We start from the raw sequence: 19,194 nt of genomic DNA, 5'->3' as shown, positions 1-19,194 counted from the left end.
CCCCTAGTGGTTGGCAGTAGCGCGCTGCCGGATCAGCGCAGGAGGACCCGTTGGTCCAGTGGAGTGGTCATGGTGAAACCGAAAATAGCCCAGATGGCTGCGTCGGAGGCGTCTGCCGGGACGAACTCGGCGCGAAGCTCAAGGACTGCGCCGACCCGCACGACATACAGAACGCTCCGCAAGCCGGCATCGTTCCGGGCGGCAACCGCGGCGGCCGCGCCGTCGAAGACTCCGACCGTCAGCGGGCTTTCCCCCGCGACGAACAGGGCGCGGCGCAGCAGCCGGACGTGGCGCAGGGACACGATGCCGGCCCCGTCCTGGACGCCGGCCAGGGGCCGGTTTCCGGGAGTGACGACGGGGGTGCCCGCCTTGTGCCCCTCCGAGTGTTGGGCGCCCGTGGTGAACTGCTGGTCCTCCCAGGCCACCGAGCGAACCCCGGCCACCAGGAGCGAGCCCACCGCGGACTGCCTTGCGTTGAGGCGCACCACGGGGTTCGCCTCCCCCAACTCACGGACGCTGCCGAAGTCCGGAGCCGGAAACAGCCGCTCCGACGCCGCCGGAGCGGGCCGGGGGGCCGGCCTTGACGCCGCTGTGGCTTTCGTGGACGGTGTGAACGTCGGGCTGGCCCCGAGCGTGAGTCCGGCGGAACCCGCCCGGCTGGCCCCTGGGCCAAGGGGCGGGGCGGGGTCCAGGGGCGGGGCCATAGTGTGCGACGGCGGCCGTGCGGGCTCGGGCTGCGGCACCGGCTTCCGGCGCCGGCTGAGGTATCCGATGTCCGTCCGCACCGCGGTTCGGTTCAAAGCCATGCTCAGAGCTTCAACTTGAAGTCGGCGGCAACGGCTGCGAGTCCGGCCTCGTAACCTTGGCCAAGAGCGCGGAACTTCCAGCCCCCCGCGTGCCGGTACAGCTCGCCGAGAATCATGGCGTTGATCTTGTCGAGGTTGCCCCTCGGCACCGTGAACCGCAGGAGCTCGCGGTTTTGTTCGGTGGCGACCCGCAGGTAGGCGTCCTTGACGGCGCCGAAGGTCCCGGGACCCCGCACCTCCGGATCCACATAAAGCAGGACTGCGATCTTGTGGACCGTCTCGGGCACCCGGTTGAGGTCGACGTCGATCTGCTCCTGGTCCTCCTCCCCGGCGAAGGAAATGCTGCCGTCGGGGCTGGCGATCTGGTTAAAGAAGACCAGGTGGTCATCCGAAATGGCTCGGCCGTCCGACCCGCACATGATCGCCATGGGAACCAGCTCGGCCTGCGGACCCCGGCTCGGGACCAGGTCCCAGCCGATTCCCAGCAGCACCTTCTCCAGTCCAGGGTTCTCTGCAGTGAGGGCGGCGTTGCTGCCCGCGACCATCGAAGCCACTAGCGTCCTTCCAGATGAAGACCATCAATATCAAACTTGTCCCTGAGGAACTGGCCGTGGACTGCCAGTTCCGTAATGGCCCCCGTGCGGACCTGGTTGTCCAGGTTCCCGACGGTCGAGTAAAGCGTGTCGAACTGTTCCAGCAATACCGCCGTGTCGGCCGAATCGTCCGTGCGCGAGGCAGCTGCCAGCTTCAAATATGCCCGCAGTGGGGACGGCAGATAGTCGGTGATGACGGCATTTAGCAGGACCTGCTGCTCCGTCGACGCCCCCGACCGGCCGATGTACCGGATGAGGGCACCCAGGACGTCGGCCAGCTGCAGCACCTGTGACACCACGACGGTGGGCAGTTCTGCGCCATTGCCCAGGACCGTCCGCCGCAGCTCCTCGAGCGCGGCGCCGGTGACTGTCAGCTCGTCCGCAGCCGGATCGGCAGGGGCTGGAGATTCGGCACCGGCGGCCGCGGCGGAGCGGGATACCGCCCCGCCGCCGAACAGGGAGCCTAAGAATTTTGCGACCATAGCCCGTAAGCCTATTGCTCAGGGCTGATGACCACTAATTCCCCTCCTGCTGCCGCACCCTGTCCAGGTAGGGGCGGGCCCGTTCCAGTCCGGTTTCGAGGGCCTGAACAGTGCCTTCCATGCTCTTGTTGGCCTGGGAGCGGAAGGTGTCGATGGCGTCCATGGTCTGGAACACGTTGTCGAACGCCTTCTGCAGCGTTTCCACGCTGACGCCGGAACTCGCGGCCTGCTGGTGGATCCGCGCGGTCTGGTCCTTGAGCATCTCGGAAGTCTTGAGGATCATGTTGTTCGTCGTCGTGTTGATGGCGTCGATCTGATCCAGCACCATCTTCTGGTTCGCCAGGGCCTGGGCCACAATGACGGCGGTCCGCAGCGCGGAGATCGTCGTCGTGCGGGCCCGTTCAACGCCCTTGATCAGTTCGGTGTTGTTCTTGCGGATCATGTCGATGGCCAGATAGCCCTGAACCGAGACGGCCAACTGGGTCAGGATGTCCTGGTGGCGCTGGCGGATCGGGTACAGCACGTCGGAGTCGAGTTTGCCCGCCTCTTCGATCTGGCCCTGCAACTTCATCTCATCGATCCTGCTGGCCGTTGCAGTATCCAGGGCCTTGGCGAACACTGCATATTCGCTCAGTCCCTGCATGGTCTCCCACAGCTGGGTCTTTTCCTGTGCGAGGGAGGCGTTGTCCTTGAGCAGCTCGTCCTGGCCAGCCATCAGCGACTTGATGATCTTGTCCAGCTGGGTCTGCGCACTCTCGTATTTCTGGAAATACTTCGCAAGCTTGTTGCCGCCCGGGATGATCCCCAGGATCTTCCGGCCGACGCTCAGGTCGGAGTTGTTCGGCGTCAGGTCCTCCACGGTGGAACGAAGCTCACCGAGCGTTGAGGCAACCTGCACCTGGGCGTTGCTGCCGGACTTCTTTGCGCCGGCCAGCGACGTGGACGACCGCTCCAGCAGCCGGCTTGAGGTGCTGGCGGAGGCCACGAGCTGCTGGCCGGCGAGCCGGTTGATGCCATCGATCTTGCTGGAGTACTCCGGGCTGAACGGGCTCATCGCGGACACCTCGCTGATGAAGGCACGCGCCTGGGCGTTGATCTCCTGCTGGCGTTCAGCTGGGACCGGAACCATGCCGGGAGCGTCGTCCACCTTGACGATGTCAATGCTTTCCGGCGCGTTCAGTACCAGCGGCGTCGCTGCCGCGGCCTCGGGCGGGGTGAGTTGCATGCTCATTGGTCCGTCTCTCTTTCTGTGGTCGCTAGTGCTTAGCCGAGCTGGACGCCGAAGTCCGCGGCAATCCCGGCGAGGCCGGTGGCGTATCCCTGCCCGACGGCCTTGAACTTCCACTCGCCGTTGTGCCGGTAGAGCTCCGAGAAGATCATGCAGGTCTCCGGCGCAGCGTCCTCGCTCAGGTCGTAGCGGACAACTTCCGCGTCGCTTTCCTGGTTGACAACACGGCAGTACGCGGAGCGCACCTGGCCGAAGTTCTGCCGGCGGGTGTCCGCCTGGTCGATCGAAACCACGAAGAGGATCCGCTCAACATCCGCGCCGACGGCCGAGAGTTCGACGGCGACCACTTCGTCGTCGCCCTCGCCGTCACCGGAACGGTTGTCCCCCTTGTGCACTACCGAACCGTCGGCGGCGGCCGGCTGGTTGTAGAAGATGAAGTCCGCGGAGCTGCGGACCTTGCCGTCCGCGCCGAGCAGCAGCGCCGACGCATCCAGGTCGAAGGCGTCGCCGGTGGTCGTGCGGGGATCCCAACCCAGCCCGACGAGGACTTTATTGAGCCCCGGATCGGTCTTGGTGAGCGAGAGGTTGCTGCCTTTGGTGAGGGTCAGTCCAGCCATTGGTTGTTCTCCTTGTTCAGTCTGGGTGGAGTGGTGACTGCGTGGCCCGGGTTTCCCGGACCAGCCGTCGTCTAGTCCAGCGCGATGCCGAAGTCCGTGGCAACGCCACGGAGGCCTGAGGCGTAGCCCTGGCCGACCGCGCGGAATTTCCACTCGCCGTTATGGCGGTAGATTTCAGCGAATATCATGCAGGTTTCGGCGGCTGCGTCCTCGGTAAGGTCGTAGCGCACCACCTCGTTGTCCGTCTCCTGGTTCACGACGCGGCAGAACGCGTCGCGGACCTGGCCGAAGTTCTGGCGGCGGGCCTCGGCCTGGTCAATCGACACCACGATGACGATCTTCTCGATGTCCAGCGCCACGGCGTCAAGGTCGATCAGGACCTGCTCGTCGTCGCCATCGCCTTCACCTGTGCGGTTGTCGCCCTGGTGAACGACCGATCCGTCCGGCGAGGACAGCTGATTGTAGAAGATGAAATCGGCGTTGGAGCGCACCTTACCGTCCGCGCGGACCAGCAGAGCCGAGGCGTCGAGGTCGAACTGCTCGCCGGCGGTGGTCCGCGGATCCCAGCCAAGACCGATCATCGCTTTGCGAAGTCCCGGGTCGGCTTTCGTCAGCGACAGGTTGCTGCCCTTGCTCAAAGTCAGGCTGGACACGAGGTTCTCCTTCAGTTTGGTGGGTGCGTTCGAAGGGCCCCAGGAGCCCCGGGGTCCCGTCGGACTACAGGGCGGAGGCTGCGGCGCCGAGGACATCCCCGGCCGTGCGGCCGTTGGCCGGAGTGCCGATCGCCTGGAAGGTCCAGGCGTTGCCGTTCCGTGAAAGCTTTGACATGACCATGGCCGTGTTCCGGCCGGACTCGGTCAGGGAGTAACGGGCAACTTCCGGGCTGCCCGCGGCCGAGTCGTCGATGACCCGGCAGAACGCGTTCTGGACCATGTCGAAGGTCTGCTGGCTGTAGCTGGTGATGACGAACACGATGTGCTGGACCGCCGGTGAGACGGCGGGCAGGTTGACCATCATGGTCTCGTCGTCGCCGTCGCCGGCGCCGGTGAGATTGTCCCCGGCGTGGCGGACGGCTCCGTCCTTGCTGGTGAGCTGGTTGAAGAAGACCGTGTCCAGGTGCTTGCCGTCGGCGTCGAACATGATGGCCGAGGCATCCAGGTCGATCTCAACGGTCTTCGTTCCGCCGAAAAACCCCTTCTTGGCCGGGACAGCGGAGTCCCACCCCAGACCCAGCCGGACGTTCGTCAGGGACTCGCCGTTCTGCTTGGTGAGCGACAGCGACTGTCCTTTTTGCAAACTCAAACCCATTGAATTACTCGCTTTCCTAGTCGTGGCTACTGCTTGGTACGTGCTGCCGGCGAGCTGGCCCTACGCGTTCGCCGGCTCGAGTGTTTCGTCCTGCTTGGCGGCGCTGGCGCGGCGGTTGCGCAGGATCGATCCGGTAAAGGCGGCGCCGATGAAGACCACGCCGATGAGGCCGGTGATGATTTCGTTGATCGGGGTCACGATGGTGATCAGCAGGATGACCGCCAGGGCGCCGATGGCCCAGTGCGCGCCGTGGTCCAGGTATTCGTATTCGTCCAGCGTTCCCTCCCGGACCAGGAAAACGGTCAGCGAGCGGACGAACATGGCGCCGATGAAGCCCAGTCCCAGAGCAATGATGATGGGGTCCGAGGTGATGGCGAAGGCGCCGATCACGCCGTCGAACGAGAAGGACGCGTCGATGACCTCGAGATAGAGGAAGAGCATGAAGGCGGCCTTGCCGGCCAGTTTGGCGGAACCGGAGGGACCGGAGTGAACCACGCGGTCCGCGTCCGCCGCGTCGACGTCGCCGTCGGCATCGACGTCGAAGAGGTTGCCGAGGCCGTTCACCAGGAAGTACGTGATCATGCCCAGCAGGCCCGAGAGGAGCACGATGCCCTGCTTCTCGCCCGAGACGGCGCCGGCGATGGCCAGCGCTGCCATGCCTGCGATCAGGGATGCGCCCTCGAGTTTGCCCAGCCTGGCCAGCGGGATTTCAAGGAACTTGATCCACTTGATGTCACGGTGCGCGAGGATGAAGTCCAGGAACAGCATCAGCAGGAACATTCCGCCGAAGGCCGCGATCTGCGGGTGCGCCTCGTGCAGCAGGTACCCGTAGCTGCCGGGGGTATGCGGGTCACCCTTTTCCATCGCCAGGGTGACGGCTTCCACGGGGTTCAGGCCCGCTGTGACGCCGACGATCAGGAGCGGGAACAGGATGCGCATGCCGAACACGGCAATGATGATGCCGACGCTGAGGAACATCTTCTGCCAGAACGCGTTCATCCGCTCGAGAATTCGGGCGTTGACGACCGCGTTGTCGAAACTCAGGCTGACTTCAAGAATGCCCAGGATGATGCAGAGGATGAGCGCCTCGGGCCCGCCATAAAAAAATGCGACCACTAACGCAATGATGGTGACCGCGAACGACCATCCGAATGTCTTGAGGATCAAGCTGGAACAACTCCTGGAACGACGGGTCCTGTCCGGTCAACGACGGCAGGACGGCGAAAAAACATCCCGGAAGTTATCCCCCAAGACTTCGTGGCACCATCCTATCCGCAGGCTGCGACGCTTTGTCCTGGGATGCCCGGATTATCGCTAACGACGAACGGCGGCCTGCGCCTGACCCTTGTCGGAACGCAGAAAGCCCCCGCCGATTAGGGCAGGGACTTTCTGATGGGACCGGTGCGGCTAGCTTCGCCGGACTTCCACGCCGTCGGACTTCAGGAACAACTCTGTTTCGGAAGGTACCAGAGGGACCAGCCAGAGGACATTGCCGCTCAGTGAGACTTCTTCGACCTCCCCGGCTGCCAAAATCTGGGCGTGCTTGAGGATTTCGACCCGGTCGCCGGGCGACAGGCTCCGCCAGTCGGAAACTGTGGTGGCCGACGCCTGGCGTCCGGACATAACCGTCCCGCGTGCTTTCATGAACTTCTACCCCTTTGTATATGTTCTTTGTCACAACTTCGTTGGTGTGAGTTTTCATTTCTACTACAGTTCCCGGGTCTCCGCTGGCCGTGTTGCCCACTATTTCGCAGTTTGTGGGAATTATTCACACAAACTGCATTTTGTTTTCCTTTAAGCGAGATTTCCGACGGCGGATTCGGCTGCCGCCCGGACCTCGCCTGAAGCCACGAGGAGATCCGCGGCTTCAAGTTCCGGCGCGAGGAACCTGTCGGTGCCCGGACCGTCGACGACCCCGCGCAGTGCGGCGATCACGGCGGTGCCCGCGGGTCCCGGGGTGAGCTCCCCGCCGGAGAGCTGGGACCGGATGTCCAGCGCCCGCGCCGAGGTCACGAGTTCGATCGCCAGGACACGGCGCAGGTTCTCGACCGCGCGGCGGAGTTTGCGGGCCGCGTGCCAGCCCATCGAGACATGGTCCTCCTGCATTGCGGAGCTTGGAATCGAGTCCACCGACGCCGGCACAGCCAGCCGCTTGTTGTCCGAGACAAGCCCGGCCTGGGTGTACTGGGCGATCATCAGGCCGGAGTCGACGCCGGGGTCCGCTGCGAGGAAGGCCGGCAGCCCGTGCGAGCGGGCCGGATCCAGCATGCGGTCGGTCCGGCGCTCGGCGATGGAGCTGAGGTCCGCGACGGCGATGGCCAGGAAGTCCAGCACGTAGGCCACCGGGGCGCCATGGAAGTTCCCGTTCGAGCTGACCCGGCCGTCGGGCAGGACCACCGGGTTGTCGATCGCGGCGGCGAGTTCGCGGGAGGCGACCAGGGCTGCGTAGTCAACGGTGTCGCGGACGGCGCCCGCCACCTGGGGGGCGCAGCGCAGTGAGTAGGCGTCCTGGACCTTGGTGTCGTTGATCCGGTGCGAGGCCACGATCGGGGAGTTGGACAGGACCCGGAGCATGTTGTCCGCGGAGGCGGCCTGGCCCGGGTGCGGGCGCAGCGCGGCGTGCAGCTCGGGCAGGAACACCTGGTCGGTGCCGAGCAGCGCCTCGACGCTGAGGGCGGCGGTGATGTCCGCCGTCGTGAGCAGTTGGCGGATGTCCGCGATGGCCATCAGCAGCATGCCCAGCATGCCTTCGGTGCCGTTGACCAGGGCGAGGCCCTCCTTTTCGGCGAGGGTGACGGGTTCGATCCCGTGTTCGGCGAGGAGTTCCGCGACGGGGCGGCCGCCCTTGCCGCCGTACAGTTCGCCGTCGGGGCCCATCGCTTCGCCTTCGCCCATGAGGACGAGGGCGCAGTGCGACAGCGGCGCGAGGTCACCCGAGCAGCCGAGCGAGCCGAATTCGCGGACCACCGGGGTGATGCCGGCGTTGAGTACGTCCACCATGGTCTGCAGCACCACGGGGCGGACGCCGGTGCGGCCGGAGGCGAGGGTCTTCGCGCGCAGGAACATGATGCCGCGGACTACTTCGCGTTCCACGGCCGGGCCCATGCCGGCCGCATGGCTGCGGATCAGCGACTTTTGCAGTTGGGTGCGCAGCTCGTTGGGGATGTGCCGGTTGGCCAGGGCCCCGAAGCCGGTGGAGATGCCGTAGGCCGGGACCTCGCTGAGGGCCAGGTCGTCGATGTGGGCACGGACTTTGGCGACGCCGTCGAGGGCTTCGGAGGCGATGGTTACCTGCGCGTTGTGGCGGGCAACTGCGACGACGTCCTCGGGCGTGACGCCGCTCGAGCCGAGGGTGACGGTGAGCGGTTCGTGGGTGGTGATGGTCACTTGGTGGTTCCTTCGTTCATGGGGATGCGGACGCCGCGTTCCTTGGCGACCTCGACGGCGCGGTCGTAGCCGGCGTCGACGTGGCGGATGACACCCATGCCGGGGTCGTTGGTGAGCAGGCGTTCGAGTTTCTGCGCGGCAAGGTCGGTGCCGTCCGCGACCGAGACTTGGCCGGCGTGGATGGAGCGGCCGATGCCGACGCCGCCGCCGTGGTGGATGGAGACCCAGGTGGCGCCGGAGGCGGTGTTGAGCAGGGCGTTGAGCAGCGGCCAGTCGGCAACGGCGTCCGATCCGTCCGCCATGGCCTCTGTTTCGCGGTACGGGGAGGCGACGGAACCGGAGTCCAGGTGGTCGCGGCCGATCACGATCGGCGCCTTGACCTTGCCTTCCTTGACGAGCTGGTTGAAGAGCAGCCCGGCCTTGGCGCGCTCGCCGTAGCCGAGCCAGCAGATGCGCGCGGGCAGCCCTTCGAACTCGACCCGCTCGGCGGCGGCGTCGATCCAGCGGTGCAGGTGCTTGTTCTCGGGGAACAGTTCCTTGATTGCTTCATCGGTGACGCGGATATCTTCGGGGTCGCCGGAGAGCGCCACCCAGCGGAACGGGCCGAGTCCCTCGCAAAACAGCGGCCGGATGTAGGCCGGGACGAAGCCGGGGAACTCGAAGGCGCGGTTGTAGCCGCCCTTGCGGGCCTCGTCGCGGATCGAGTTGCCGTAGTCGAAGACCTCGGCGCCGGCGTCCTGGAACTCGACCATGGCCTGGACGTGCTTGGCCATGGAGGCCTGGGCCTTCTTGGTGAAGCCCTCCGGATCGGCGGCGGCCTCGCGGTGCCATTCCTCCACCGAGATGCCTTCGGGGAGGTAGCTCAGCGGATCATGGGCGGAGGTCTGGTCCGTGACGATATCGACCGTAAGCTCGCCGGAATTGTGGCGGCGCAGAATCTCCGGGAAAACGGTGGCCGCGTTGCCGACGTAGCCCACGGACCAGCCGCGGCACTCCTGCTTCGCCGTGAGGACCTTGGCGATCGCGGCGTCGAGGTCCGTTTCGACTTCGTCGAGGTAGCGCTTGCCGAGGCGGCGGCGCAGGTGGCTTTCGTCGACGTCGACGATCAGGCAGGCGCCGTCGTTCAGGGTGACAGCGAGCGGCTGGGCGCCGCCCATGCCGCCGCAGCCGCCGGTCAGGGTCAGGGTGCCGGCGAGGGTGCCGTTTTCGTCGCCGGTGAGTTTGCGGGCGATCGCGGCGAAGGTCTCGAAGGTGCCCTGCAGGATGCCCTGGGTGCCGATGTAGATCCAGGACCCGGCGGTCATCTGGCCGTACATCATCAGGCCCTCGGCCTCGAGCCGGCGGAACTCGGGCCAGTTCGCCCAGTCGCCGACGAGGTTGGAGTTGGCCAGCAGCACCCGCGGGGCCCATTCGTTGGTGCGGAAGACACCGACCGGTTTGCCGGACTGGACCAGCAGGGTCTCGTCCTTTTCCATGGTTTCCAGGGTGCGGGTGATCGCGTCGAACGCGGCCCAGGAGCGGACGGCGCGGCCGGTTCCGCCGTAGACCACCAGGTCATCGGGGCGTTCGGCGACCTCGGGGTCCAGGTTGTTCATGAGCATGCGCAGCGGGGCTTCGGTCTGCCAGCTCTTGGCGGTGAGCTCGGTGCCGCGGGCTGCTTTGACCGGGCGGGCACCGGTGGTGAAATCGGCGGATGCCATGAGGACTCCTTCTTTGTTTCCCAGGTGGTTCGGCGAAATGAGGTTCTGTATCAACTAAAGCCTGTCCGGAACCGCGGAAACAGGGCCTGCGGGCCGGTGCTGTCCGGGATTCCAGACCCGCCCGCGGCCTCCCCTTGCCGCACGTTGCGCTATCACTTCCGGTCCCCAAAATGCCCGGATGAGCGCTCAAAGTGATAGCGCAACGGGAGGTTGGAGGGTTGACAACGGGGGGTGTGGTGGGTGGGTCAGGTGGGCTGCGGGCGGCCGTGGATCCGGACTGAGAGCTCGTCGGCGACCTTCTGCACCCGGGCGGCCAGGACCGGCCATTGCTCCGGGGGCAGCTTCTCCTCAAGGAAGGTCACGGCGACGGCGGCGGTCGGCCACCCCACGTGGTCCGTGACGGCGGCGGCGATCGAGCCGAACCCGGGCGTCACCTCCCCGTGTTCGGTCGCATAGCCGCGCTGCCGAACCTGGTCCAGATGCGAGGAGAGCGCCGAGTACTTCATGATCGGCGATTCGGTCTCGTGCCGGGCGCTGAAGGCGGCGGCGTTGGGGTACAGCGCCCGAACCTGCGACTTCGGCAGCGCGGCCAGGATGGCGCGGCCGCTGGCGGTCAGGTGGCTCGGCAGCCGGACCCCTACGTCGGTCACGAGGGACGGGCGGTTCTTGGCCCGCTCCTCGACGATGTAGAGCACGTCGCGGCCGTGCAGCACGGCGAGATGGGCGCTTTCGCCGATCACGTCCACGAGCGAGGCGAGCATCGGCCGGCCCAACCGGGACAGCGGCTCCTGCCGCGAATAGGCCGAGCTGAGCTCGAAGGCACTGATACCGAGGCCGTAGCGCTGTTCCTCATGCAAGTGCAGCACAAATCCGTTTGCCTCCATCACGCCGAGCAGGTGGTAGACGCTGGAGCGCGGGAGGTCCAGCGCGGTGGCAATGTTCGACGCCGCCATCGGCCCCCGTTTCGAGGCCAGCAGTTTGAGGATGCGGAGCGTGTTTTCGGCCGCCGGAACCTTGGAGGCCGCCCTGGCCGGGGCGGCTCTGGGCGCGGCTGAGGCGGGCGTGGTGGTGCTCGTGGCGGGCATTGATCCTCTTCAGTTGCTGCGGCGTCCGGTACCCCGTACTTAAGCATGCGCCGGACCTCGCTCCGGGAACAGCCCGGCCCGCGGGGAAGTGTCTGTAATCCCGGACAATGCTGGGCCAGCCGGGAACTGCGGCGGCGGGCGGCCGGGGCTTCCGCCCCTGTCCGCTCGCCGGGCGGAGCTGCTTCGATGGGCATGTTGGCCGCACAGGCAGGGAGGATCCGCGATGCGTGGAAGGAAACCGGCGCTGTCGGGCAAGGTGGCGCTAGTGGCCGGGGCGACGCGCGGCGCCGGCCGCGGCACCGCCGTCGCGCTTGGCGAGGCCGGAGCCGTGGTGTATTGCACCGGGCGCTCAGCGCGGGGGCGGCGGTCCGAGTACGACCGGCCGGAGACGATCGAGGAGACCGCGGAACTGGTGACAGCCGCCGGCGGAAAGGGCGTCGCCGTCGCCGTCGACCATCTCCAGCCGGCCGAAGTGGAAGCGCTCGTGTGGCAGATCGACGCCGACGAGGGCCGGCTGGACATCCTGGTGAACGACATCTGGGGCGGCGAGCGCCGGATGGAATGGAACACACCGGTCTGGGCGCACAATCTGGACTCCGGGCTGCGGATGCTGCACACGGGTGTCGACACGCACCTGATCACAAGCCACTTCGCCCTGCCGCTGCTGGTTCGCCGCCCCGGCGGCCTCGTGGTGGAGATGACTGACGGGACGCGCGAATACAACGCGGGGCATTACCGGGTCTCGGTGTTCTACGACCTCGTCAAGGCCGCCGTCCTCCGGCTCGCCTACAGCCAGGCGGAGGAGCTGCGGCCCCATGGTTGCGCGGCGGTGGCCCTCACCCCCGGCTGGATGCGTTCCGAGATGATGCTTGAGGCGTTCGGCGTCACGGAGGCGAACTGGCGGGATGCCGCCGCCGCCCAGCCGCACTTTGCCGCGATCTCCGAAAGCCCGCACTTCGTCGGGCGTGCCGTGGCCGCGCTGGCCGCCGACCCCGGCGTGCTCAGCCGCAGCGGTGGTTCCTATTCCTCGGGCGGCCTGGCCGGCGACTACGGCTTCACTGACCTCGATGGCTCACGGCCCGACTGCTGGCGGTATCTCGTGGAGGTCCAGGAGGCGGGCCTGCCGGCGGACGCGACGGGATACCGTTAGGCTGCCCGCCCCGCGCGGCGGTCGGGTCCGCACTGCGGACTTGGTGCTCAGACGGTCACAACCACTTTGCCGCGGGCGGAGCCGGCGTGCATGTACCGGATCGCTTCCGGAGCCTCGCCCAGCGGATAGCTCTTGTCGATGACCGGCGTGACGGAGCCGGCGTCGATGAGCTGGGCGAGGAAGCGGAGGTCCGCCTGACGCTCCCTTGCCATCAGGCCCGTGAGTTTCTGGCTGACAAAGAGGGAAAGCAGAGCCGCCCGGAGGGAGCGCTCGAATCCCCCGGTCCAGCGGTTTCCTCCTTCGCCTCCGACGATCACGAGGGTCCCCCGGGGTTTGAGCGCGCGCCGCAGCACGGAAAGCGGGCGGTTGCCGGCCGTATCCAGAATGAGGTCGAACTGCCTCGCGCCGTCCGCGAAGTCGTCGCGCCGGTAGTCAATAACGTGATCGGCACCGATCGACCGGACCAGTTCCACCTTCGCGGTGCTGCACACGCCGGTCACGCGTGCTCCGAGCGCCTTGGCGAGCTGCACGGCAAAGGAGCCCACTCCTCCGCCGGCTCCGATGACCAGGACGTCCTGCCCGGGCCGGAGCCGGCCGCTGTCACGGAGGCCCTGCAGCGCCGTCGTGCCCGATATGGGCACGACGGCAGCCTGCTCGAAGCCGGCTTTCACCGGCTTCAGGGCGATCTTGTCCGGCTTGGCGCAGACAAATTCGGCAAACGATCCCTCAGCCGTGCCGAACACCTCGTCCCCTGGACGGAACCCGTCGACATTCCGCCCCGCCGCCTCCACCCGCCCGGCGACTTCCCTGCCGCGGATCGGGGTCTTGGGCGCCCTGAGCCCAAAGAAGGCCCGCGTCAAATACGGCAGTCCGGACATCAGGTGCCAGACCCCCTGCTCGACGCCGGCGGCCTGCACCCGGATCAGCACGTCGTCGTCGCCGGGAACCGGAGTGTCGACGTCGCGCAGCTCCAGGGTGTCCGCGGAGCCGTACACGTCCTGGACGATGGCTTTCATGGCGCCTTTCATTACGCTGTCCGATGGAGTTGAGACCCGGGTCGGTTCTACCACGGCCGGCACCCCTCCGGTAGGCCGCGGCCAAGTCCGGAACTGACCGAGACTCGCCTGCAGGATTAAAATCAGACATGGTCCCCACCACGAACCTCGTGGCCTTTTCCTTCGCGGCTCTTGTCCTGATCGCCGTGCCGGGACCCAGCGTGCTGTTCGTGATCGGGCGGACGCTGGCCCTGGGCCGCAGGGGCGGCCTCCTGAGCGTGCTGGGCAACGCCGCCGGGGAGCTGCTGCAGATCGCCGCCGTTGCGCTGGGGGTGGGAGCCTTGCTGGCCCAGTCCGTGTTCCTCTTCGGGGTGGTCAAGTTCGCCGGAGCGGCCTATCTCATCTACCTCGGAATCCAGGCCATCCGGCACGGGGGCGGAGGCCCGACGGCGGCGCCCGAACCGCGTCCGGCGTCGACGTTCCGGATCATTCGCGAGGGGTTCATCGTGGGTGCCACCAATCCCAAATCGATTGTCTTTTTCGTCGCCGTGCTGCCGCAGTTCGTGGACTACTCGGCCGGCGCCATTCCACTGCAGCTGGTGACGCTGGGAGGCCTCTTCCTCGCGATTGCGCTGGCCTCCGACAGCGGCTGGGCGCTGATCGCCGGTACGGCCCGCCGCTGGTTCGCCAGCTCACCACGACGGATCGCGGCCCTGGCAACCACCGGCGGCGTGATGATGGTTGGACTGGGCGGGACGCTCGTCCTGGTCGCGAACGCGGCGGAGCCCCCGTCCGGCAAGTAGTCGACGCGGCAGCCTAAGTGGTGCCCCGTCGATCAGGGGTAGAAGTTACTCGTGTGACGAAAGGGGCTGGCGGCTACAGTTGCTTCACGGCTGGACCGGACCGCCCGGGACGCTGGCTGGGGAGCACTCCCAAAGCTGGTCCGGAACCCGCCGAGAGTCACACTGCGCTTTCCGAAGGAGTGGTTCCGATGGGGTCCCAAGCATCTCCGCAGAGACAACACCAGCGACGCGGCATGGCACGCCTGCTGTCGAACACGATCAGCCGCGCCAGAACCCAGCGAATCCCGTTCCGGGTGGGCCAGGTGGTGATCGGGGATGATCCGTTCAACGGCCGGCACCTGGGCACTGTGGCCGTGATCGAAACCCCCTATGTTGGCCTCCGGACCTCCGGCAACCCGCAGGGGCATGTCGTCTTTTACGATTACCGGCAACTCCGGTACCCCGAATAGTGGACGGGCACGAAGATATGAGCGCAGCGAACGTTTCCTCCCATTTCCTGACCATCGCGGAGGTCGCTGCGGCGATGCGCGTGTCCAAGATGACCGTCTACCGGCTGGTGAAGGCACACGCCATAGCAGCCGTGCGGGTGGGACGCTCGTTCCGCGTACCCGAGGAAGCGGTCAACGACTACATCCGACGCTCCACCGAACCCGCCACCACCCAGGATCAGGTCGGTGACGACACCACTGAATGACCAACAGCCGGTCAGCGCGCTGACCAGCCGCCGTCCATCGTGTAGCTCGCCCCGGTGACCATGCCGGCGTCATCGGACGCCAGCCAGGCCACCAGGGAAGCGACCTCCTCCGGCTCGACGAGGCGCTTCACGGCGGCCTCGGTCAGCATGATTTTGGTGAGCACTTCCGACTCCGGGATCCCGTGCACCTTGGCCTGGTCCGCGATCTGCGACTCGACCAGCGGCGTGCGGACATAGCCGGGGTTAATGCAGTTGGAGGTGACGCCGTGCGCGCCACCTTCCAGCGCCGTGACCTTGCTAAGGCCTTCCAGGCCGTGCTTCGCCGAAACGTAGGCGCTCTTGAACGGCGAGGCACGAAGCCCGTGCACGGATGACAGGTTGATGATCCGGCCGAAGTTGTTCGCATACATGTGCGGCAGCGCGGCGCGGATCAGCAGGAACGGCGCTTCCAGCATCAGCGTGATGATCTTGCGGAAGTCCGCCGGATCGAAGTCCTCGATCGGGCTGATCCGCTGGATGCCGGCGTTGTTGACGAGGATGTCGCAGTCCAGGCTGACGGCCTCGAGTGATTCGACGTCGAGCAGGTTGACAGCCCACGCGGTGCCGCCCACCTCGTCGGCGAGGGCAGTGGCCGCGGCCTCATCGACATCAGCGATCACCACCTTGGCACCGCGCGCGGCGAGGGCACGGACGCTGGCGGCGCCGATTCCGCCGGCTCCGCCGGTCACCAGGGCCTTGCGCCCGTTCAAGCTGCTCTCCATGTCTGCACTCCTCTAGTTTGCGGTCCTAAACAGCCCAGAGGAGGTGCGATGCACAGCACTGAGCAGCTTCACTGAGTATTGCCGCACAAAGTTGGCGATTCAATGGTCAAACAGGCACGAGGTATGTGCAGAATTGCAGATATGAACCCCAACCCGGATGACCTGCTTGTGCTCCTGGCCGTCTCCCGCTCCGCGAAGTTCACCACGGCGGCGCAATCGCTGGGACTGAACCACACCACCGTGTCGCGCCGGATTGCGGCGCTGGAGAAAGCCCTGGGCGGCCGGGTGCTGTCCCGCGCGTCGGGCGGCTGGGAGCTCACGGAACTGGGCGCCGAAGCGGTGCAGGTGGCGGAACGCGTGGAAGCGGCGGTCCGGACCCTCGACGAGCCCGGGCGGGTCCCGGACCCGATTACCGGCGTCGTCCGGATGACCGCAACGGACGGCTTCAGCGCCTACATCGCGGCCCCCGCGGTGGCAAGGATCCGGCGGAATCACCCCGGTCTCAGCGTGGAAATCATCACCGTGACGCGGCGGGCGCTCCAGCAGCGTTCCGGGCTGGACATCGAAGTTGTGGTCGGCGAACCACAGGTGCACCGGGCCGCAGCGGCCCGGCTCGGTGAGTACATGCTCGGCATGTATGCCTCCCGCGACTATCTGGCCGAGTACGGCACGCCCACCACAATCGAGGAGCTGACCACCCATTCGCTGGTCTACTTCGTGGATTCCATGCTTCAGGTGGACGATCTGGATGCCCCGCGCCGTCTGGTGCCGGCGATGCGGGACGGGCTGAGCTCCACCAATGTCTTCGTCCACATCGAGGCAACCCGCGCCGGCGCCGGCATAGGGTTCCTGCCGTGTTTCGCTGCGGACCTGCATCCGGACCTGGTCCGGCTGCTGCCGGAGGAGTTCGCCGAACTATTGCCCTACTGGATGGTGCTGCGGCCCGACTCCATGCGCCGCCCCGCCGTCGCGGCGGTTGTGCAGGCCCTGCGCGAAGAGACGAGGGCCCACCGTGAGGCGCTCATGGGGCGGGGAGGGAACGCATCGGCTGCTCCGTAGGTGCCGTTTTCGGGCCGCAAAAGGGCCGTTACGGAGCAGTCGACGGCGGGGGCGGGTCCACGGTCGGCGGGTCCACGGCCGGCGGGTCGTGGCGGACCGGGGCGCCGGCGGCAAAGGCCCGGACCTTGGCATCGTTCCAGATGTGTGCGGGCACCGCGCCGCCCAGCAGGCGCCGCGCCAGTCCGTGGTCGTCGTCGAACGGGATGTCGCTGCCGGCCATGATCATGTTCCCGTACCGCCGGCCTTTGAGCATGGCCGGGTCCGCGATGATCACGGTGTGCTTGAAGGTCTCGGCGATGGTCGCGGCGTCCTCGCGGGCGCTTCTCAGGTCCGGCGCGTCACCGGAATTCACCACGTACATCCCCCCGGGGGCCAGAACACGCAGTGCCTGCTCGTTGAACTCTTTGGTGGTGAGCGGTCGCGGCGTCAGCGAGCCGGCAAAAACATCACGAATGATCACGTCCCGGGTCTGCGGCGTGAGGCTTTCGGTCACCTCACGCGCCTCCCCCACGCGCAGGCGCATCAGTGGCGCCTTCGGCAGGTCGAACCAGCCCCGGACATACTCCGCCAGCTTGCCGTCGAGCTCCACGACCACCTGCCGGGCCTCGGGGTAGGCGGAGTGAAAGTAGCGCGCCAATGAGCATGCTCCGCCGCCAAGGTGCAGGGCCCGCAGCTTCGGCCGGGACTCCCGCGGCCAGCGCGATTCCACCAGGGCCGAGATCCAGCGCATGTACTCGAAGTCGAGGAACAACGGATCCGCCAGGTCGATATGCGAACTCATCACGCCGTTGATCCGCAGCAACCAGCCGCTGGAGTTGTCCTGGTCTGCGATCAGCTCACAGTCACCCGTGTCGATGTAGTAGACGCCCTCCACGGGCCCCTGGGGACGACTGCCCTGTGGCACCTCCACCACTCCAGCCGTCTTTTCGGTGCTGCTTCGGCCGGCGGCCCTGCCCCGCTTCGCCATCAGCCATCCACCGTTCTGCTCATATTTCAAGCCTAGTTCACGGCCGGGGCGGCCCGGTCCGCGGGACGAGCCGTGGCCCGCCAGGGGCGGACCGCGCGGGACGGGCAGATCAGGGCGGAGCAGGGTCGCCCATCCACCGTGATCTGCCCGCGCAGCAAGACCCCCCGCCGCAAAAACAAAGAAAGGGTGCTTACTATTTATTAGTAATTATGCTTACTATTGAGTCTCCAGTTATTGCTGGTTTGTGATCAGCAGCCGATCTTGAAAAGAGAGCGAAGATGACAGAGAACAACTGGCCCCAGGACGGTAGCTACCGCACGCCTACGGCCACCCAGCAGACGACTCCCCTCCGGCCCGAAACCACTTTCCCGCCGACCACCGACGCCGACCCCTACGGAACGTCCACCGGGGTCGGGGCCTCAAAAACCGACGCAGCCAGGGATGAGGCAGCCGGCGTAAAGCGCCAGGCCGCGGATTCCGCCCAGCACGTGGCCGAGACGGCCAAGACCGAAGCCGCCAATGTAGCCGCCGAGGTGAAGACAAACGCCATGGACCTGTTGCACCAGGCGAAATCGGACCTGACCGACCAGGCCGGCACGCAGCAGCAGAAAGTCGCAGAAGGTTTGCGCTCCATTTCCACCGAGCTGCACACCATGTCCAGCGCCTCGGAGCAGCCCGGGGTTGCCAGCGACCTCGTGCGCCAGGTCGCCGATCGGTCGTCCGCCGTCGCTGCCTGGCTTGAAGGCCGGGACCCGGGTTCGCTGCTGACCGAGGTGAAGTCCTTTGCCCGCCAGCGCCCCGGGACGTTCCTGCTGCTCGCCGCCGGAGCCGGTGTGCTGGCCGGACGGCTCAGCCGCAGCCTAAGCGCCGGCGCCCCGGAATCGACCACCGCCGGTACCGGCCGGCCGGTCACCCGGGTTGCGGACACCGGAATGGCGGTTCCGCCGCCGCCCGTGCAGATGCCTGCCCCGGAAACCACGACGGCGGGCTTCGCGGACACGACGTACCCGCCCACCCCCCTCGGGACCGACCCGCTCGGCGACGCCCGAGAGGACCGCTGGGCTTCCGAACCCGTCGTCACCGACCCGCTCCGGCAGGATGGGCTCCGCGACGACCCCTTTGAGGGTGGACGTCGATGACCAGCGAAATGCCCGACACTGCCGCACACGCCAAGGCCGAAACCTCGTCGCTGGGCGATCTTCTGGCCGAAGTCACGCGGGACATGTCCACGCTGATGCGGCAGGAAGTCGAGCTGGCCAAGGTTGAACTCAAGCAGTCCGCGACCCGCGCCGGCAAGGGCAGCGGCATGCTGGCCGGCGCGAGCGTGGCAGGCCACTTCGTCCTTCTGTTCCTGTCCCTGGGGCTCTGGTGGGCGCTCGGGTACGTCATGGGACTGGGCTGGTCTGCCGTCGTCATCGCCGTGATCTGGGGCATCGTCGCCGCCATCCTGGCAACCCTGGGCCGGAAGGAACTCAATGCGATCAAGGGCATGCCCCAGACCGCCCAGACGCTCCAGGAAATCCCGCCCACGCTCAAGCCCACCACCTAAGTACAGCGAG

The 19,194-nt window shown here is 66.8% G+C and carries 22 protein-coding genes; 7 read left to right on the top strand and 15 right to left on the bottom strand.

Going from position 1 to position 19,194, the window contains the following annotated elements; all coding sequences use genetic code 11:
• Window positions 1–32: 32 nt before the first annotated feature.
• The 12 genes from J2X01_RS05395 to J2X01_RS05340 form a co-directional block, all read right to left on the bottom strand.
• Window positions 33–806 (bottom strand): hypothetical protein, encoded by a 774-nt coding sequence (locus tag J2X01_RS05395; protein WP_310051465.1) that lies wholly within the window; start codon window positions 804–806, stop codon window positions 33–35.
• 2 nt (window positions 807–808) lie between these two features.
• A complete protein-coding gene (locus J2X01_RS05390; protein WP_310051679.1) occupies window positions 809–1,351 on the bottom strand; it encodes a TerD family protein in 543 nt (180 codons plus the stop codon).
• 8 nt (window positions 1,352–1,359) lie between these two features.
• Window positions 1,360–1,881, bottom strand: a complete 522-nt coding sequence (locus J2X01_RS05385; RefSeq protein WP_310051463.1) for a hypothetical protein — start codon at window positions 1,879–1,881, stop codon at window positions 1,360–1,362.
• Window positions 1,882–1,915: 34 nt separating this feature from the next.
• Window positions 1,916–3,112 carry a toxic anion resistance protein gene (locus J2X01_RS05380; RefSeq protein WP_310051461.1) on the bottom strand — a complete coding sequence of 399 codons (1,197 nt, stop codon included), beginning with the start codon at window positions 3,110–3,112 and terminating at the stop codon, window positions 1,916–1,918.
• A 32-nt stretch (window positions 3,113–3,144) separates the two neighbouring features.
• Complete coding sequence (locus J2X01_RS05375) at window positions 3,145–3,726, bottom strand: TerD family protein (protein WP_310051459.1); 582 nt, start codon at window positions 3,724–3,726, stop codon at window positions 3,145–3,147.
• Window positions 3,727–3,797: 71 nt separating this feature from the next.
• Window positions 3,798–4,379, bottom strand: a complete 582-nt coding sequence (locus J2X01_RS05370; RefSeq protein WP_310051458.1) for a TerD family protein — start codon at window positions 4,377–4,379, stop codon at window positions 3,798–3,800.
• Window positions 4,380–4,443: 64 nt separating this feature from the next.
• The gene (locus J2X01_RS05365; protein ID WP_310051456.1) at window positions 4,444–5,034 is read right to left on the bottom strand and encodes a TerD family protein; all 591 of its coding nucleotides are present in this window, start codon (window positions 5,032–5,034) and stop codon (window positions 4,444–4,446) included.
• A 60-nt stretch (window positions 5,035–5,094) separates the two neighbouring features.
• Window positions 5,095–6,201 (bottom strand): DUF475 domain-containing protein, encoded by a 1,107-nt coding sequence (locus J2X01_RS05360; protein WP_310051454.1) that lies wholly within the window; start codon window positions 6,199–6,201, stop codon window positions 5,095–5,097.
• 240 nt (window positions 6,202–6,441) lie between these two features.
• Window positions 6,442–6,678, bottom strand: coding sequence for a hypothetical protein (locus J2X01_RS05355; RefSeq protein ID WP_310051450.1), 237 nt, complete (start codon window positions 6,676–6,678; stop codon window positions 6,442–6,444).
• 150 nt (window positions 6,679–6,828) lie between these two features.
• Complete coding sequence (gene hutH / locus J2X01_RS05350; RefSeq protein ID WP_310051447.1) at window positions 6,829–8,421, bottom strand: histidine ammonia-lyase; 1,593 nt, start codon at window positions 8,419–8,421, stop codon at window positions 6,829–6,831.
• The gene (gene hutU / locus J2X01_RS05345) at window positions 8,418–10,121 is read right to left on the bottom strand and encodes a urocanate hydratase (RefSeq protein WP_310051443.1); all 1,704 of its coding nucleotides are present in this window, start codon (window positions 10,119–10,121) and stop codon (window positions 8,418–8,420) included. The genes hutH and hutU overlap by 4 nt, the downstream gene beginning before the upstream one ends.
• Window positions 10,122–10,366: 245 nt before the next feature.
• Window positions 10,367–11,206 carry an IclR family transcriptional regulator gene (locus J2X01_RS05340; protein ID WP_310051441.1) on the bottom strand — a complete coding sequence of 280 codons (840 nt, stop codon included), beginning with the start codon at window positions 11,204–11,206 and terminating at the stop codon, window positions 10,367–10,369.
• A 223-nt stretch (window positions 11,207–11,429) separates the two neighbouring features.
• Here J2X01_RS05340 and J2X01_RS05335 point away from each other — a divergent pair, with 223 nt between their 5' ends.
• Window positions 11,430–12,356, top strand: coding sequence for an SDR family oxidoreductase (locus tag J2X01_RS05335; protein ID WP_310051438.1), 927 nt, complete (start codon window positions 11,430–11,432; stop codon window positions 12,354–12,356).
• Between the two features lie 47 nt (window positions 12,357–12,403).
• On the opposite strand, the gene J2X01_RS05330 is transcribed toward J2X01_RS05335, so the two are convergent.
• Window positions 12,404–13,372 (bottom strand): NAD(P)-dependent alcohol dehydrogenase, encoded by a 969-nt coding sequence (locus tag J2X01_RS05330; RefSeq protein ID WP_310051436.1) that lies wholly within the window; start codon window positions 13,370–13,372, stop codon window positions 12,404–12,406.
• Window positions 13,373–13,500: 128 nt separating this feature from the next.
• Here J2X01_RS05330 and J2X01_RS05325 point away from each other — a divergent pair, with 128 nt between their 5' ends.
• From J2X01_RS05325 to J2X01_RS05315, 3 genes are all read left to right on the top strand, one after another.
• A complete protein-coding gene (locus tag J2X01_RS05325) occupies window positions 13,501–14,154 on the top strand; it encodes a LysE family translocator (RefSeq protein WP_310051432.1) in 654 nt (217 codons plus the stop codon).
• Between the two features lie 233 nt (window positions 14,155–14,387).
• Window positions 14,388–14,603, top strand: coding sequence for a hypothetical protein (locus tag J2X01_RS05320; RefSeq protein ID WP_310051431.1), 216 nt, complete (start codon window positions 14,388–14,390; stop codon window positions 14,601–14,603).
• Window positions 14,604–14,620: 17 nt separating this feature from the next.
• Window positions 14,621–14,848 (top strand): helix-turn-helix domain-containing protein, encoded by a 228-nt coding sequence (locus tag J2X01_RS05315; RefSeq protein WP_310051429.1) that lies wholly within the window; start codon window positions 14,621–14,623, stop codon window positions 14,846–14,848.
• A gap of 11 nt (window positions 14,849–14,859) precedes the next feature.
• Here the strand turns inward: J2X01_RS05315 and J2X01_RS05310 are convergent, their stop codons facing one another.
• Window positions 14,860–15,609, bottom strand: a complete 750-nt coding sequence (locus J2X01_RS05310; protein WP_310051428.1) for a 3-hydroxybutyrate dehydrogenase — start codon at window positions 15,607–15,609, stop codon at window positions 14,860–14,862.
• 141 nt (window positions 15,610–15,750) lie between these two features.
• Between J2X01_RS05310 and J2X01_RS05305 the strand changes: the two genes are divergently transcribed.
• On the top strand, window positions 15,751–16,668 hold the full coding sequence (locus J2X01_RS05305) for a LysR family transcriptional regulator (protein WP_310051425.1): 918 nt from the start codon (window positions 15,751–15,753) through the stop codon (window positions 16,666–16,668).
• Between the two features lie 28 nt (window positions 16,669–16,696).
• Here J2X01_RS05305 and J2X01_RS05300 read toward each other — a convergent pair whose 3' ends face one another.
• Window positions 16,697–17,635, bottom strand: a complete 939-nt coding sequence (locus J2X01_RS05300; protein WP_310051422.1) for a spermidine synthase — start codon at window positions 17,633–17,635, stop codon at window positions 16,697–16,699.
• Window positions 17,636–17,913: 278 nt separating this feature from the next.
• Here J2X01_RS05300 and J2X01_RS05295 point away from each other — a divergent pair, with 278 nt between their 5' ends.
• A complete protein-coding gene (locus J2X01_RS05295) occupies window positions 17,914–18,774 on the top strand; it encodes a hypothetical protein (RefSeq protein WP_310051419.1) in 861 nt (286 codons plus the stop codon).
• A complete protein-coding gene (locus J2X01_RS05290) occupies window positions 18,771–19,184 on the top strand; it encodes a phage holin family protein (protein ID WP_310051417.1) in 414 nt (137 codons plus the stop codon). Before J2X01_RS05295 ends, J2X01_RS05290 begins: the two co-directional genes overlap by 4 nt.
• Window positions 19,185–19,194 lie beyond the last annotated feature (10 nt).

This window comes from Arthrobacter ginsengisoli (assembly GCF_031456935.1).
Classification (GTDB): domain Bacteria; phylum Actinomycetota; class Actinomycetes; order Actinomycetales; family Micrococcaceae; genus Arthrobacter; species Arthrobacter ginsengisoli.
This window is presented reverse-complemented; position numbering and strand designations above follow the sequence as displayed.